Below are 14,373 nucleotides of genomic sequence, written 5' to 3'. Positions count from 1 at the left end.
GAAAAGTTCCTGCGTTTCACGGTTGCATCCACCCGATTTTCCTTTATAATAGGAAGTAAGCCCTGAAGAGCGGAAAAAGTCTGTCGCTTTACATGAATTTTACACTCTGCCGATTTCCGATTTTACATTGCGTGTCTATACTCAGAATCAGGAGAATTTCACGTCAATTAAAAGTGAGGAACGCATATATGACAATCTTCAACGTTTTTTCGCTCCTGGGAGGCCTGGCCCTGTTCCTGTTCGGCATGGACATCATGGGCAAGGCTCTGGAAAAGCAGGCGGGCGGCCAGCTGCAAAAGATCCTGAGCAAGCTGACCGATAACCCGCTCAAGGGCTTTTTCCTGGGCCTCGGCGTCACTGCCGTGATCCAGTCTTCCAGCGCCACCACCGTTATGGTGGTCGGCTTCGTCAACAGCGGCATCATGGAGCTGCACCAGGCCATCGGCATCATCATGGGCAGCAACGTGGGCACCACCGTCACCAGCTGGATCCTGAGCCTTTCCGGCCTGCAGGGCGACAGCTTCTTTATCCAGCTGCTCAAGCCAACCTCGTTCAGCCCCCTGCTGGCTTTCATCGGCATCCTGCTCTACATGGGCAAGAACGAAAAGCGGAAGGGCATCGGCACCATCCTCATCGGCTTTGCCGTTCTGATGACCGGCATGACCGCCATGTCCAATGCGGTCACCCCGCTGCAGGATGAAGTCTGGTTCACCAACCTCTTCATCCGCTTCTCCAACCCGCTGCTGGGTGTTCTGGTCGGCGCACTCGTCACCGGCATCATCCAGAGCTCCAGCGCCAGCGTCGGCATCCTGCAGGCGCTCAGCTCCACCGGCGTCATCACCTACGGCAGCGCCATCCCCATCATCATGGGCCAGAACATCGGCACCTGCGTCACCGCGCTGATCTCCTCTGTGGGTGCCAACAAAAATGCCCGCCGCGCCGCCATGGTGCATCTGTACTTCAACATCATCGGTGTGACCCTCTTTCTGGCAATGTACTATGGCCTGAATCTGGTCCTGCACTTCACCTTTGTCAACGATACCGTCACGGCGTGGGGCATCGCTGTCATCCACTCTGTGTTCAACATTGCGGCCACGGCGGTCCTGCTGCCGTTCGCCAACGTTCTGGAAAAGCTGGCCATCCTCACCATCCCGGACGATGCCAAGAAAGAGAGCTTCGCCCTGCTGGATGAGCGTCTGCTCAAGACGCCCGCCGTTGCTGTGGAGCGCGCCCGCGCCGCCACTGCAGATATGGCCGAGCTGGCCCGCGTGGGTGTGGTGCAGGCCATGAGCCTGACCCACCAGTGGGACGACACACTGGCCCAGAAAGTCCGGGACGAAGAGGCCAAGGTAGACCAGTACGAAGATGCCCTCGGCACCTATCTGGTCAAGCTGTCCAGCCGGGAGCTGAGCCACGCCGACAGCCAGAGCGTGAACACCCTGCTCCACACCATCAGCGATTTCGAGCGCATCAGCGACCACTCTGTGAATCTGCTCAGCTCTGCCGAAGAGATCCACGCCAAGAACATCGCGTTCTCCCAGGATGCGCACGAGGAGCTGCAGGTTCTGGAAGGCGCGGTGCAGGATGTGCTGAGCCGCACGACCGATGCGTTCCGCAAGGCCGACCTGCATCTGGCCAGCAAGGTCGAACCCATGGAGACCGTTGTGGACGAACTGGTCCGCGCCATCAAGGCACGGCATGTGGCCCGCCTGCAGGCTGGCAGCTGCTCCATCGAATACGGCTTCGTGCTGGAAGACCTGCTGACCAACTATGAGCGTGTCTGCGACCACTGCAGCAACGTTGCCGTTGCCCAGATCGAAGTCGCACAGGACAGCTTTGATACCCACGCCTATCTGAACGATCTCCGCTACGGCAACGACACCAAGGAGAGCGAACAGTTCCGCCGCCGCCTGGACCGTTACCGCGAGCGGTATCTCTTCCCAGACGGTGAACCCGCCGTGGCAAGCGAAAAGGAGGACCCCAAGGCATGATCTATATCGTAGAAGACGACGCCGCCATCCGGGAGCTGGAGCAGTATGCACTTCAGTCCAGCGGATATGACGTGCAGAGCTTTGAATCGTCCGAGAGCTTCTGGCAGGCCATGAATGCCGCCGTGCCGGAGCTGGTCATCCTGGACGTCATGCTTCCCGGTGAGGATGGCTTCTCCATCCTGAAAAAGCTGCGCAATACCCCTTCCCTGCGGCGCCTGCCCATCATCATGGTCACGGCCAAATCCAGCGAGCTGGACACCGTGCGCGGGCTGGACTGCGGCGCAGACGATTACATCACTAAGCCGTTTGGCATCATGGAGTTTTTGAGCCGGGTGCGAGCTGCGCTGCGCCGCTCGGCCCCGGAGGAAAAGACGAATGTCTACGCCTTCCATGAGATCCTGCTGGACAACGCCCGCCACATCGTGACGGTGAACGACGCCCACATCGACCTGACCTACAAGGAATACAGCCTGCTCCGCCTGCTGCTGGAAAACACCAACCTTGTTGTGACCCGCGAGACCATCTTGCAGGTGGTGTGGGGCACCGACATCTCGGTGGAGAGCCGCACCGTGGATATGCACATCCGCACCCTGCGCAAAAAGCTGGGCGATGCCGGAAAGTACATCTGCACCGTGCGGAAGGTCGGCTACAAGCTGGCCGACAACGAGGAGGAAAACGAAGAATGAAACCACGGAGCATGGAAGAAAAAATCAGTTATCGGCTGTTCTGGATGGGCTTTGTCGGGCTGATCTGCACCGCCGTGCTCTGCATCTTCGTATTCCACAGAGCCTTCCGGGAGCAGGCATGGGCGGCGCTGGAAAACGAGGCCAGCCTCGTTGCCGCCGGGTGTGAACAGATCGACGACCCGGCCCAGCTCTCTGCCTATGTCAACGGCGATCTGCGCATCACGCTCATCGCCTCGGACGGCAGTGTCCTGTTCGAATCCGCGACCAGCCAGCAGATGGAGAACCACCTGGGCCGCCCGGAGATCCAGCAGGCCAAGCAGGAGGGAATCGGCCGCAACCGCCGCGACTCCCAGACGCTGGGGTATGAGACGTATTACTACGCCATGCTCCTGCCGGATGGTGACATCCTCCGTGTGGCGCAGGATTCCGAGACCATCTGGTCCATCTACGATGCGGCCCTGCCGGCCATCGTGCTGAGCTGCATCGTGATGATGGGCGCAGCTGCCATGATGGCCGGTCTGCTGACCCGGAGCCTCGTCCAGCCCATTCTGAAGATGACGGACGATCTGGAACACATCCAGGAAAATGTGCCGTACAAGGAGCTGATCCCCTTTGCCGAGAGCATCCACTCGGACCGGTTGCTCCGCGAAAACAACGAGAAGATGCGGCAGGAGTTTACGGCCAATGTCAGCCACGAGCTGAAAACACCCCTGACCAGCATTTCCGGTTATGCCGAACTCATTGAGACCGGCATCGCCAAGTCTGCGGATGTGCCGGAGTTCGGCCGGAAGATCCATGTAGAAGCCAGCCGGATGATCCAGCTGGTCAACGATATCTTGCAGCTGTCCCATCTGGACAACGTTTCGGAGACCAACGACACTCCCCAGATGGAGACGGTCGATCTGCTGGATGTGGCCAAGGAGTGCGTCGAGCGCCAGAAGGTGAACGCGCAGAAGTCGTTCATCTCCCTGACCTACCTCGGCGAGAGCTCCCCTGTGCTGGGCAGCCGGAGCCTGCTGGATGAGCTGTGCCAGAACCTTTGCGACAACGCCATCCGGTACAACCGCCCCGGCGGAAAGGTCCAGCTCATCACCGCCTGCACACGGGATGGGCACTGCACCCTGACCGTCAAGGACAATGGCATCGGCATCCCGAAAGAAGCCCAGTCCAGCGTGTTCGAGCGCTTCTACCGGGTCGATAAGAGCCGGAGCAAGGCCACCGGCGGCACCGGGCTGGGGCTGGCCATCGTCAAGCACATTGCCCGCATCCACAACGCCCGTATCCGGCTGGAAAGCGAGATCAATGTCGGCACGACCATCACCGTCGTCTTTGAGACTGCCCATTAAAGATCCAGCATTTTCACGCTTGCCCGCACTTCCGGGCAGGCGTTTTTTGTTGTAAAAAAGGCACCCGGCCCTTCCTTCAGCGCACGGACTGCGCCCAGCCGGAGAAGGTCTGCGCCTGACTGCCAGGTCCGGACGATGGTTCCTTCGCAGAGAGCCTCCAGCTGGCGGCACACGCTTTCCGCCACCGGCGGTGTGCCCGCCCTGCGCTGGCCGGTCAGCATGACCGCAAACCCGTTTCCTTCCGCTTCCACCGAAACGACACAGCGCCGGAGGATGACAGTCTCCCCTTCCAGTGCGAACTCCACCGGCATCGTCCGTTCCTGCAAGAGCTGCGCCATGGCCGTCTCGTTCGGGGAAAGTCGGGTGCTTTCCTGCGCAGTCAAAAGGCGGCTCTCCTTCTGCCATGTCACCCCGTTCTCCTCAATTTCTAAGATGGGGATCACGGCCCCCGCTGCGCACTCGTACAAATGCGGAGCCCGTGCGGCGGTATCCTCGGCGGCCTGTAAAAGCGCTCCCGGAAGCGTTTCCGAGGCTGCATCGGTCTCTTCCGATTCCGCCCCGCTGCCCGGCAGACCATCCGGCGGAGTTTCTTCCGTCAGTTTCCCGATGCCAGCGACAAAGAGCACCCGCGCCGACAGGCGGCTGACGGGTTCCGTTTGCAGAAACTCCTCCAGCTCCAAGACATCTGTTTGTGACGCTGTTTCGTCAAAGAGAAGATATTCACACAGCCGGTAATTTGCAGTTTTGGGCAGTTCCAGTTCGGCTTTGTGCAGCGCGAGCGGCAGCGTGGCATCCTCGGCCGAACAGCTTCGAATTTCTGCCACGGCGTCGGAGGCATCCGCAGCTGCTTCCGGGAACTGATAGAGCAGCTGCACCGCCCAGCCGCTGCGGTTCGGCTGGACGATGAGTGCCCGCACCATACTTTTCTCGGTGGTCTCCATCCGCAGAAAGACGCCGCACCAGAGCACCAGAACGCCCCCTGCCAGCCAGCGCAGTGCATGAGAAGCTCTCATTCCGGCACCCCCTTTTCCGGTTCCTCCGGGCGGCAGAGCAGTTCCCGCAGGACCCGCACCAGAAAGCAGCCCCGGAACAGTGCCGCTGCCAGCCAGACGAGCAGGAAGGCTGCATCCAGCCGGGAGACACGTCCCAGCGTCCCGGTGTGTAGCAGCTCATTTCCCGGAAGCGGACGGCCAGGCCCGAACAGAAGTTCCCGCCCCAGCGCAAAACCGAACAGCCCCGCCAGCGTCAGAAACGGCAGCAGGAAGCAGCGCCTTCCGGTGCATCCGCGTTTTCCAAATAGAAGCGGCCACGCGATGGATTCCGCATAAAGCGGGAAACGGAGATTCCCTGTGGGTTCCGCTGCGGGGAAAAGATTCTCCCAGTGAAGCTGGCCGTGCAGGCTTCCAACGCAGGCAAGGCCCGCCAGCGCCAGTGCCCACCACAAGACCCCCGCACTGCGGGAAAAGACGTCCGGCTTCAGCTGCCAGCCCGCCCACAGCAGCAGCGGCAGAACGCCGAGGACTGCCATGGACGAAAACTGCTCCCGGCACACCTGCTGTGACTGCCAAAGCGTCTCCCACAGCTCTGCGCCAAACCACACGGACAAAAGCAGACAGAGCAGCCGGGGGCGGATGCCGGTTTCGGAACGAAGCCCCTCTTCCCCTTCGGCGGGCATCAAGCAGGACGAAAGCAGGCCGATGCCCAGCGCCATGGGGAACCCCTGCAGCAGCAACAGCCGGGCTGGCATGGCGCTGCCGGAAGTGATGCACTGCCCCAGCACCGCGGTCAGAACGCTGAGCGGCACGGCGGCACGGAACGATCCGGTTTGCTCCATTGGCTCACCTCCGTTTCTGCCAGATGGAAAAAGGATGTGCGGACAGGGTGCGGTAGGTCCGGCGGGTCACACCGTCCGGAGAAAGTGCGGTTTGCGGGAAACGCACCGGTGCACAATAGGGCACCCCCAGCGCTGACACCTGCGCCAGAGCGAGCAGAACGACCAACGCCGCGCACACAAGCCCCACAGGTCCTGCCACTCCCGCCGCCAGCAGGACCAGAAAGCGGAAGGCCGTGGCCATTTCGTAGAGGGACGGCACCACGAAGACAGCGATGGATGCAACCGCTGCAATGAGAATGACGGGTGTGCTCAGCAGACCGGTGGCGATGGCTGCGTCCCCGATGATGAGCGCTGCGACCAGACTGACCGAGTGCCCCAGCGTCTGCGGCATCCGAAGCCCTGCCTCCCGGATGATCTCCAGCAGCAGGATGACCAGCACCATCTCCCCAAACAGCGGGAACGGAGTGGCCCGCTCAGCAGCTTCGATCTTGAAGAGCAGCTGCGGCGGGAGCAGTTCCGGCAGGTAGACCGCCAGGCAGACGAACACCCCCGGCAGAAAGATGCTCAGGTAGAAGGAACCATATTTCAGAAAGCGCAGGAAGGACGCAAAAAACGCAGGCTGGGCGTAGTCGTCCAGACACTCGAAGTTTTCGCCGAAAAGGGTCGGCAGGACCATCGCGGATGGGCTCCCGTTGACGAGAACGACGATCTTCCCCTCACAGAGCTTCGCGGAGGCCACGGCGGGGCGCTCGGTGTAGCTCACCGGAGACGCTGTGCGCACCCGGCAGGGGAACAGCCAGGGCAGAAAGTAGCTCGAATCCAACAGCAGCTGCGGCTTTGCGCGGCGCAGCGTCTCTTTCACCTGCTCCACTGCGGCGGGCGAGGCCTTATCTTTGCAGTAGCAGACGGCATATTCCGTTTTCATCGCGCAGTCTGCCTGCTGCACTTCCATCACCAGCGCTTCGGTGCGGATGAGCCGCCGCAGCAGGCTCAGATTGATCCGCAGCAGGTCGGAAAATCCCTCGCGGGAGCCGCGGAGATCTCCTTCACCGGATGGCTCCTCCACCGAGCGGAATTTCAGGCTCTGCACCGAAAACGCCAGCCCTTTCGCACTGCCGTCCAGCAGTAAGACCGCCATTCCGGCGGTCAGGCGCTGCATCAGATCCTCCCAGTTCTCCACGGGGCTGCTCTCGGCGGGCAATGCCGAGTGGCGGCTGAGCAGCTCATAGACCTGTTCCCCACTCGGCAGCGCGCCCAGCCGCAGCGGCGGCGTCTGGCGGCTGGCTGCGTCCAGCAGAAGTTCCCACAGGGATTCGAGGCTGGCCATCCCGTCAAAGAGCAGAATAGCACCCCGAATGTGGTAAAGCTCGATGCGCTTCGCATAAAAATCGGCGGAGCTGCCCAACCTAGCGTTGAGCGCCGCGAGGTTCGTTTCCAGATGTTCGGAAAGCTGCATGGTCCCATCCCCCTTTTGCAGTAGGATACCCGCCGCCGCGCCGGTTATTCCCGCAGGAGGTGTTCCACCTTGAAGCTCTTGATCGTTCGCACCGTTTTGATCTATCTCTGCGTCCTGTTTGCCATGCGGCTGATGGGCAAGCGCCAGCTGGGTGAGCTGCAGCCGGAAGAGCTGGTCTCGACCATCCTCATCTCCAATCTGGCGTCCATCTCCATCGAATCGGAGGAAGTCCCCGTGACCGCCAGCCTCATCCCGCTCTTCCTCATTGCAGCGCTGGAGCTTCTGGGGTCCATTCTCAGCTTCCAGAGCCAGAAATTTTTCAATCTGATGTCCGGCCGGCCCAAAACGGTCATTCTGGATGGGCAGATCGACCAGAATGCCCTGCGCACCCTGCGGCTGACGACGGCCGACCTGATGGAGGCCCTGCGCGGCAAGGACGTCTTTGACCCACGGGATGTCTCCTACGCCGTTGTGGAGACGAACGGCAGCCTTTCGGTGGCGCTGCGCCCCGAAAAAGAGCCTGCCACCCTCTCCGACCTGGCACTCAAGGTCCAGCACGGTCAGGCGACCATCCCCTTTGTGCTGGATGGGCAGGTGCTGGACGACAACCTCCACTGGTGCGGCAAGGACCACGCCTGGCTGGAACGGACGGCACAGGCCAATACCCTGCTGGTGGAGGAGATCCTTCTTCTGATCGGCAACGACACCGAAGATTACTTTCTGCTGAAGAAAGAGCCTCGCCGCACGGCCCGCCCGCTCAGAAAGGAGGACGCATGAAACGCATCTACGCCTGCCTCGGCATCGTGGCCACCCTGCTCGCGGTGGCCTTTTACAGCAGCTTCCGGGTGCAGATGTTCGCCGAAGACATCTCCGGCGACATCGACCATGCGATGGAAGCCATCCGGGAGGATGACCTGACCGGTGCCCGTCAGGCCCTTGCCGAAGGAGCCGACCTCTGCGACCGGATGCGCGAAGGGATGAACCACCTGCTCAAAACGGAAGACTTCACCGAACTGGAAGCGGCCCTCCGCGCCGCCGACGGCCATCTGGAATGGAACGCCCCCGAAGAAGCGTTCGGGGAGCTGCGCCGCGCTCAGGTCCAGGTCGAAACGCTGGCCTGGCTCGCCCGGCGCATCCTCTGAGGCAATTCAACATTTCGCATAATCGAAATTATGCGAAGGATCTGCTGCAACGAAAAAGCGTACAGCCCTGCCGCCCAAATCCAGGCGGAGGCTGTGCGCTTTTTTGAAGGATTCTCTTACTTTTTCCGGTCGCCCATCAGCTTTTGCAGCTCGGTGAAAAAGCTCTCGACGTCGGCAAACTGCTGGTAGACCGACGCAAAGCGGACATAGGCCACTTCGTCGATCTTTTTCAGCTCCTGCATGGTCAGCTCACCGATGCGGACGCTGGTCACTTCCCGGTCGTAGGAGCTCATCAGCGTCTGCTCAATGCTGCTGACGGCACGTTCCAGCGACTCATAGCTGACCGGGCGCTTGGCGCAGGCGCGCAGCATGGCGTTGAGCACCTTCTGCCGGTCAAAGGGTTCGCGGGAATTATCCTTTTTGATGACGATCAGCGGGACCGTCTCCACCACCTCATAGGTCGTGAACCGCATGTGGCAGCGCAGGCACTCCCGGCGGCGGCGGATGCGCTCGCCATCTTCGGTCGGGCGGGAATCGATGACCTTGGATTCTTCATCGCCGCAATAGGGACATTTCATGGTTTGTTCCTCCTGATTTGGTCATGTTCACGTTCGGGCGAAGCTCACGCTTTCTTTTTGCCGGTCTTGCGCTCGCTCCACAGCACCCACGCAGAAGTGGACACGCACAGCGAGGTGTAAACACCACTGATCATGCCCATCATCAGCGGGAACGCAAAGGTGAAGATGCTGTCCAGGCCGTAGAGTTTGGAGATGATGCACATCACGCCCAGCGCCATCACGGTGGTGACGGTGGTGATGATGGTGCGGCGGGCCGACTGATTGACCGAGTGGTTGACCAATTCTTCGAAGGAGGTCTTCTTCTCCATCAGGGTGCGGTTCTCGCGGATGCGGTCGTACACAACGACGGTATCGTTGATGGAGTAGCCCAGAATGGTCAGCATGGCGGCGATGAAGTTGCCGTCCAGCGGGGTGCGCAGCAGCACGAAGGTGCCAAACACGACCATCAGGTCGTTCAGCAGGGCCAGAACGGCCATCATGCCGCCGGTCAGGCCGCCGATCTTCTGGAAACGGAAGCCGATATACAGCAGGATGAGCACCAGCGCAAAGAGAACGGCGACCAGACTCTTCTGCAGGAACTTGGTACCCATGGCCGCGCTGACGTTGCTCAGCGACAACTGAACGAAGCCGTTGTCCGGGTAGGTCTCGTTCAGGGAACCCAGCAGGTTCTCCACCTGATCGGTGGTCACGGTCTCGTTGCCGGGCATGGAGATCTTCAGGGTCTGCTCCCCGGTGGCGACGTTCTCGCCGGTCTGGAGGGTCAGGTCCTTGCTGCCCAGTGCGGCAGAAGCAGTCTTCTGCACATCGGCCGTGGTGAACTCGCCCTCATAGCTCAGGGTGATCATCGCACCGCCGGTGAACTCGGTATCCAGCCGGACGCCAAACACCACCGCGCAGAGCAGGATGACTGCCATCAGACAGGAGGAAATGGTCAGGAAGCGCTTGCGCAGGCTCACAAAGTCGATGGGCTTCTTCTCCGCAGGCTCCTTGCCGGGGCGGTCTGCGCCGTAGAGCCAGGGGTCGCGCAGGGCCTTGATGGCCGCTGCCCCGCGGATCATCACGCGGGTGGCGAAGACGCCGAATACGAAGTTGAGCAGCACACCGGTGAGCAGCGTGTAGCCGAAGGCATAGATGGTGCCCGCAGTGGACGGGCCAAAGGCAAAGAAGACGAAGTGGAGCATCTTTGCAAAGAAACCGTCCGAGGGGCCGAAGGCACCCATCAGCACGACCGCCACGATGACGATGGTCACGTTGCCGTCGATGATGGGCGTCAGGCCGCGGGCAAAGCCGCTCTTGAGGGCACCATCCAGAGACTTGCCGCTGCGCAGTTCTTCCTTGATGCGCTCGGCGGTGATGACGTTGGCGTCCACACCCATGCCGATGGCCAGGATGATGCCGGCAATGCCGGGCAGCGTCAGGGTAAAGCTCTCAAACACCGAGAAATAACCGGAGACGAAGGCCAGCGTAGCCGCCACCTGACCGGCCAGTGCGATGCAGGCCAGGAAACCGGGCAGACGGTACAGCGCCGTCATCAGGACCACGATGAGGGCAAAAGCGATGAGACCGGCCAGCACCATAGCGCTCAGGCTGTTCTCGCCCAGACTGGGGCTGATGGTGGAGTAGCTGTCCACGGTCAGCGCAAAGGGCAGCGAGCCGGAATTGATCTGGCGGGCCATCTTGACGACATCGTCCTGCGTAAAGGGGTTGGATGCCGAGCTTGTGATGATGGCAGCGCCATCGGTAATGGCCGCATGGACCGTGGCCGTGCTGACATTCTCGTCATCCAGCCAGATGCTGATGGTGCCGCTGCTCTGGTAGAGCCGGGTGGTGGCATCGCCAAAGGCTTTGGCACCCGCATCGGTGAACTTGAGGGCCACATAATACTCCGAAGAGCTGCCGCTCACCGGGCCGTACTGTGCCGCTGCGCTCTCGACCATGGAGCCGTCCAGGATCAGCTCACCGTCTGCACTGCTCCCCTCCCGGAAGGTCAGGTAGGCGGTGGTACCGATCTCTTCGATGGCAGCTTCGGGGTCGAAATCCGTCTCGCCGGACTGCCACGGAAATTCGAGGATCAGACGGTCGGAATCGTAGTCCACATACAGCTCGTAGTCGGTCACGTTCAGACCGACCAGACGGTTCTCAATGACGAGCTGCGCGGCGTCCAGCTGCTCATCGGTGGCATCGTAGCCGTCCGAGGGTGCAAACGTCACGTTGACGCCGCCCTTGATATCCACGCCGAAGCGGATATCCTGCGCGCCCTTGATATAGGTCCGGGTCACATCGCCATATTTGACCGCAACGCCGAAGAATGCCGTGTAGACAAACGCCGCGATCAGAAGCACTGTGACAACAAGCTGCCATGCTTTGCCTTTCGTCTTCATAAAAATTGGGAAACCTCCAAAATATAATAAACCTCCGCCGTGCGGCAGGATTCCGCCGCGCGGGGAGATCTTCAACAACGGGGACGCTTACGCTTCCTGATCCGCAAGCAGCTTTTCCACGGTGGCCAGCTTTACGCAGACGCACAGCAGGTCCGAAGCGGTCTCCACCTCGTCCAGGCTGGGATAGGTGGGCGCAATGCGCAGATGGGAATCTTCCGGGTCTTTGTGGTAAGGGTAAGCGGAACCGGCACCCGTCAGGGTCAGGCCGCACTCCTTGCACAGGGCTGCCACACGCTTGGCACAGCCGGGCATCACGTACAGGCTGATGAAGTAACCGCCCTTGGGGTTGGTCCAGTGGGCAATGTCGCCGCAGGGGGTCAGCTCCTCGGAGAAGGCCGTCTTCACTGCATCGAAGCAGGGGATCAGGCGGCGGCGGTGCTTGGCCATGTGGGCCAGGACGCCTTCCTTGTTCTTCAGGAAGCGGACGTGGCGCAGCTGGTTCATCTTATCGTAGCTGATGATCATGACCGAGAAGCGCTTGCAGATGTACTTCATGGAGTTCTCGCTGCAGGCGATCGCGGAGACGCCTGCACCGGGGAAGGTGATCTTGCTGGTGGAGGTGAACATGAAGACGCGGTCCTGCGTACCGTACTTCTTGCACTCGTTCAGCAGAACGGGGGTCTCGATGATCTCATCGGTCAGATGGTGGACGATGTAGGCCTCATCCCAGAAGATCTTGAAATCGGGAGCGGCCGTCTTCATCTTAGCAAAACGCTCGATCGTTTCGTCACTGTAGGTGTAGCCGTCGGGGTTGGAATACTGCGGCACACACCAGATGCCCTTGATGGTGTCATCCTCGGCCACCAGCTTCTCGACCACATCCATATCGGGGCCGTTCGGGGTCATGGGCACACTGATGAGTTCAAAGCCGAACTCCTCGGTGATGGCAAAGTGGCGGTCATAGCCGGGCACCGGGCAGAGGAACTTGCGCTTTTCCACCTGAGACCAGGGGCAGGGAGACTCCGGGAAGCCGAACACATAGCCGATGTTGATGAGGTTGTACATCAGCTGCAGGCTGGAGTTGCCGCCCACGAAGACTTCTGCGGGCTTGACGCCGAAGACATCCGCAAACAGGACGCGGGCCTCGTGCAGACCCTCCAGGTCGCCGTAGTTGCGGGCGTCGGTGCCGGCATCGGTGGTATAATCGGTCATCTGCAGCAGGCCCATGGCCAGATCCATCTGGTGAGGGCCGGGCTTGCCGCGGGCCATATTCAGCTTCAGGTCCATTGCCTGAAATGCTTTGTACTGCTCTTCCAGTTTTGCCTTTTCGGCTACGAGTTCGTCGCGGTTCATCTCAAAATAAGTTGCCATTGAAAACACACTCCTTTATCGTACTTCCTGTTCCCACAGTGTCCGCGCCGGGCTTTGAAAAGAAGCTTCCTGCCAGAGAGAGCCGCAGCCCAGCCGTCCAGACTTTAATATTATAGCTCATATCTGCTCTTAAAACAAGCATATCTCAAAAAAAGCCCCGCCAAAAGTCATAGCTTTCAGCGGGGCAGCGGCCCGGAGCAGCCTGCCGGGTGGGCAGATCAGCTCAGGGACGTCTGATTCTTATAGCGCTTGCGGACCGCGCCGTATTCCAGCTTCGGTTCGCCGCCCTCAACGGTGTCCGCATCGATGGTCACGCGGATGATGGTGGCATCGCTGGGCACCTTGTACATGATGGGCATCAGGATGCTTTCCATCACGCTGCGCAGGCCGCGCGCACCGGTCTTGCGCTCGATGGTCTTGCGGGCGATCGCATGGAGGGCCTCATCGGTGATCTCCAGCTCCACACTGTCCATGTTGAGTAGCTCTTTGTACTGCTTGACCAGGCTGTTGCGGGGCTCCTTGAGCACACGGACCAGAGCGTCCTCGTCCAGATCATCCAGCACGGTGATGACCGGCAGACGACCGATCAGCTCCGGGATGAGGCCGAACTTGACCAGATCGTGCGGCTCCACCTTGCGCAGCAGCGCCTTCTGGGCATCGTCGGAGTTGTCCTTCAGGGAGCTGCCGAAGCCCAGTGCGGACTTATCGGTGCGGCGCTGGATGTACTTGTCCAGGCCGTCAAAGGCACCGCCGCAGATGAAGAGGATATTGGTGGTGTCGATCTGGATGAACTCCTGCTGGGGGTGCTTGCGGCCGCCCTGGGGCGGGACATTGCTGACCGTGCCTTCCAGGATCTTCAGCAGGGCCTGCTGCACACCCTCGCCGCCCACATCGCGGGTGATGGAGGGATTCTCGCTCTTGCGGGTGATCTTGTCGATCTCATCAATGTAGATGATGCCGATCTGTGCCTTCTGCACATCAAAATCGGCCGCCTGGATGAGCTTGAGCAGGATGTTCTCGACGTCCTCGCCGACATAGCCTGCCTCGGTGAGGGTGGTGGCATCCGCAATAGCGAAGGGCACCCCCAGCATCTTGGCCAGCGTCTGGGCCAGCAGGGTCTTGCCGACACCGGAGGGGCCAAGGAGCAGGACGTTGGACTTTTGCAGCTCCACGTCCGAGCCCTTGCCGCTCAGGATACGCTTGTAGTGGTTGTAGACAGAGACCGCCAGCACACGCTTGGCCTCGTCCTGCCCGATGACATACTGGTCCAGGCCGTTTTTGATCTCCTCCGGGGTCAGGATGTTGACCGAGAGGTCCTCCGCAGCCTGCACACGGGCGCGGCTTGCATTGCCGCGGCTGGGGCGGTTCGAGCCCGGATGCTCCGGCTTGTCCGCGAGCAGGTCGTAACACAGGCCGATGCACTCGCTGCAGATGTTGACGCCGGGGCCGATGATCATCCGCTCCACTTCGTCCTGATGCTTACCGCAGAAGCTGCAAACCAGATCTTTTTCGTTTTTGTCTCTGCCGGAATTGTTGTTTGCCATAGCCGTTTTTCCTTATTCTGGGTCGTCAGACGCAGCGGGGTTCT

At 60.7% G+C, this 14,373-nt stretch carries 12 protein-coding genes; 5 read left to right on the top strand and 7 right to left on the bottom strand.

Features of this window, described 5'->3' with window-relative positions; translation table 11 throughout:
- Positions 1-188 precede the first annotated feature (188 nt).
- The 3 genes from J3350_RS03760 to J3350_RS03750 are packed head-to-tail and all read left to right on the top strand — an operon-like array spanning position 189 to position 4,023.
- Positions 189-1,991, top strand: a complete 1,803-nt coding sequence (locus J3350_RS03760; protein WP_097792299.1) for a Na/Pi cotransporter family protein — start codon at positions 189-191, stop codon at positions 1,989-1,991.
- A complete protein-coding gene (locus tag J3350_RS03755; protein ID WP_097792300.1) occupies positions 1,988-2,677 on the top strand; it encodes a response regulator in 690 nt (229 codons plus the stop codon). The genes J3350_RS03760 and J3350_RS03755 overlap by 4 nt, the downstream gene beginning before the upstream one ends.
- Positions 2,674-4,023, top strand: a complete 1,350-nt coding sequence (locus J3350_RS03750) for a cell wall metabolism sensor histidine kinase WalK (protein WP_207685742.1) — start codon at positions 2,674-2,676, stop codon at positions 4,021-4,023. Before J3350_RS03755 ends, J3350_RS03750 begins: the two co-directional genes overlap by 4 nt.
- Here the strand turns inward: J3350_RS03750 and J3350_RS03745 are convergent.
- From J3350_RS03745 to J3350_RS03735, 3 genes are read right to left on the bottom strand one after another with little or no spacing between them, the layout of a single operon-like run.
- Positions 4,020-5,036, bottom strand: coding sequence for a hypothetical protein (locus tag J3350_RS03745; RefSeq protein WP_207685741.1), 1,017 nt, complete (start codon positions 5,034-5,036; stop codon positions 4,020-4,022). The two genes, J3350_RS03750 and J3350_RS03745, sit on opposite strands and share 4 nt — an antisense overlap.
- Positions 5,033-5,857 carry a hypothetical protein gene (locus J3350_RS03740; RefSeq protein WP_207685740.1) on the bottom strand — a complete coding sequence of 275 codons (825 nt, stop codon included), beginning with the start codon at positions 5,855-5,857 and terminating at the stop codon, positions 5,033-5,035. The genes J3350_RS03745 and J3350_RS03740 overlap by 4 nt, the downstream gene beginning before the upstream one ends.
- A gap of 4 nt (positions 5,858-5,861) precedes the next feature.
- Complete coding sequence (locus tag J3350_RS03735; RefSeq protein WP_207685739.1) at positions 5,862-7,313, bottom strand: spore germination protein; 1,452 nt, start codon at positions 7,311-7,313, stop codon at positions 5,862-5,864.
- A 69-nt stretch (positions 7,314-7,382) separates the two neighbouring features.
- Here J3350_RS03735 and J3350_RS03730 point away from each other — a divergent pair, with 69 nt between their 5' ends.
- Together J3350_RS03730 and J3350_RS03725 are read left to right on the top strand one after the other, a co-directional pair.
- Complete coding sequence (locus tag J3350_RS03730) at positions 7,383-8,090, top strand: DUF421 domain-containing protein (protein ID WP_207685738.1); 708 nt, start codon at positions 7,383-7,385, stop codon at positions 8,088-8,090.
- Positions 8,087-8,455 (top strand): DUF4363 family protein, encoded by a 369-nt coding sequence (locus J3350_RS03725; protein WP_097792306.1) that lies wholly within the window; start codon positions 8,087-8,089, stop codon positions 8,453-8,455. The genes J3350_RS03730 and J3350_RS03725 overlap by 4 nt, the downstream gene beginning before the upstream one ends.
- 116 nt (positions 8,456-8,571) lie before the next feature.
- On the opposite strand, the gene nrdR is transcribed toward J3350_RS03725, so the two are convergent.
- From nrdR to clpX, 4 genes are all read right to left on the bottom strand, one after another.
- A complete protein-coding gene (gene nrdR, locus J3350_RS03720) occupies positions 8,572-9,033 on the bottom strand; it encodes a transcriptional regulator NrdR (protein WP_097792307.1) in 462 nt (153 codons plus the stop codon).
- 44 nt (positions 9,034-9,077) lie between these two features.
- Complete coding sequence (gene secF, locus J3350_RS03715; RefSeq protein WP_207685737.1) at positions 9,078-11,414, bottom strand: protein translocase subunit SecF; 2,337 nt, start codon at positions 11,412-11,414, stop codon at positions 9,078-9,080.
- Positions 11,415-11,501: 87 nt separating this feature from the next.
- Entirely contained in the window at positions 11,502-12,785 is a 1,284-nt protein-coding gene (locus J3350_RS03710; protein WP_207685736.1) for a PLP-dependent aminotransferase family protein, read from the bottom strand.
- A 218-nt stretch (positions 12,786-13,003) separates the two neighbouring features.
- Complete coding sequence (gene clpX, locus J3350_RS03705; RefSeq protein ID WP_207685735.1) at positions 13,004-14,329, bottom strand: ATP-dependent Clp protease ATP-binding subunit ClpX; 1,326 nt, start codon at positions 14,327-14,329, stop codon at positions 13,004-13,006.
- Between the last annotated feature and the right edge of the window lie 44 nt (positions 14,330-14,373).

It is taken from the genome of Faecalibacterium sp. Marseille-Q3530 (assembly GCF_017377625.1).
GTDB lineage: Bacteria > Bacillota > Clostridia > Oscillospirales > Ruminococcaceae > Faecalibacterium > Faecalibacterium prausnitzii_E.
This window is presented reverse-complemented; position numbering and strand designations above follow the sequence as displayed.

Excerpts from the sequence above, each read along its gene's own strand:
- J3350_RS03760 (WP_097792299.1), top strand. The coding sequence starts at position 189 with ATGACAATCTTCAACGTTTTTTCGCTCCTGGGAGGCCTGGCCCTGTTC.
- J3350_RS03755 (WP_097792300.1), top strand. The coding sequence starts at position 1,988 with ATGATCTATATCGTAGAAGACGACGCCGCCATCCGGGAGCTGGAGCAG.
- J3350_RS03750 (WP_207685742.1), top strand. The coding sequence starts at position 2,674 with ATGAAACCACGGAGCATGGAAGAAAAAATCAGTTATCGGCTGTTCTGG.
- J3350_RS03745 (WP_207685741.1), bottom strand. The coding sequence starts at position 5,036 with ATGAGAGCTTCTCATGCACTGCGCTGGCTGGCAGGGGGCGTTCTGGTG.
- J3350_RS03740 (WP_207685740.1), bottom strand. The coding sequence starts at position 5,857 with ATGGAGCAAACCGGATCGTTCCGTGCCGCCGTGCCGCTCAGCGTTCTG.
- J3350_RS03735 (WP_207685739.1), bottom strand. The coding sequence starts at position 7,313 with ATGCAGCTTTCCGAACATCTGGAAACGAACCTCGCGGCGCTCAACGCT.
- J3350_RS03725 (WP_097792306.1), top strand. The coding sequence starts at position 8,087 with ATGAAACGCATCTACGCCTGCCTCGGCATCGTGGCCACCCTGCTCGCG.
- nrdR (WP_097792307.1), bottom strand. The coding sequence starts at position 9,033 with ATGAAATGTCCCTATTGCGGCGATGAAGAATCCAAGGTCATCGATTCC.
- secF (WP_207685737.1), bottom strand. The coding sequence starts at position 11,414 with ATGAAGACGAAAGGCAAAGCATGGCAGCTTGTTGTCACAGTGCTTCTG.
- J3350_RS03710 (WP_207685736.1), bottom strand. The coding sequence starts at position 12,785 with ATGGCAACTTATTTTGAGATGAACCGCGACGAACTCGTAGCCGAAAAG.
- clpX (WP_207685735.1), bottom strand. The coding sequence starts at position 14,329 with ATGGCAAACAACAATTCCGGCAGAGACAAAAACGAAAAAGATCTGGTT.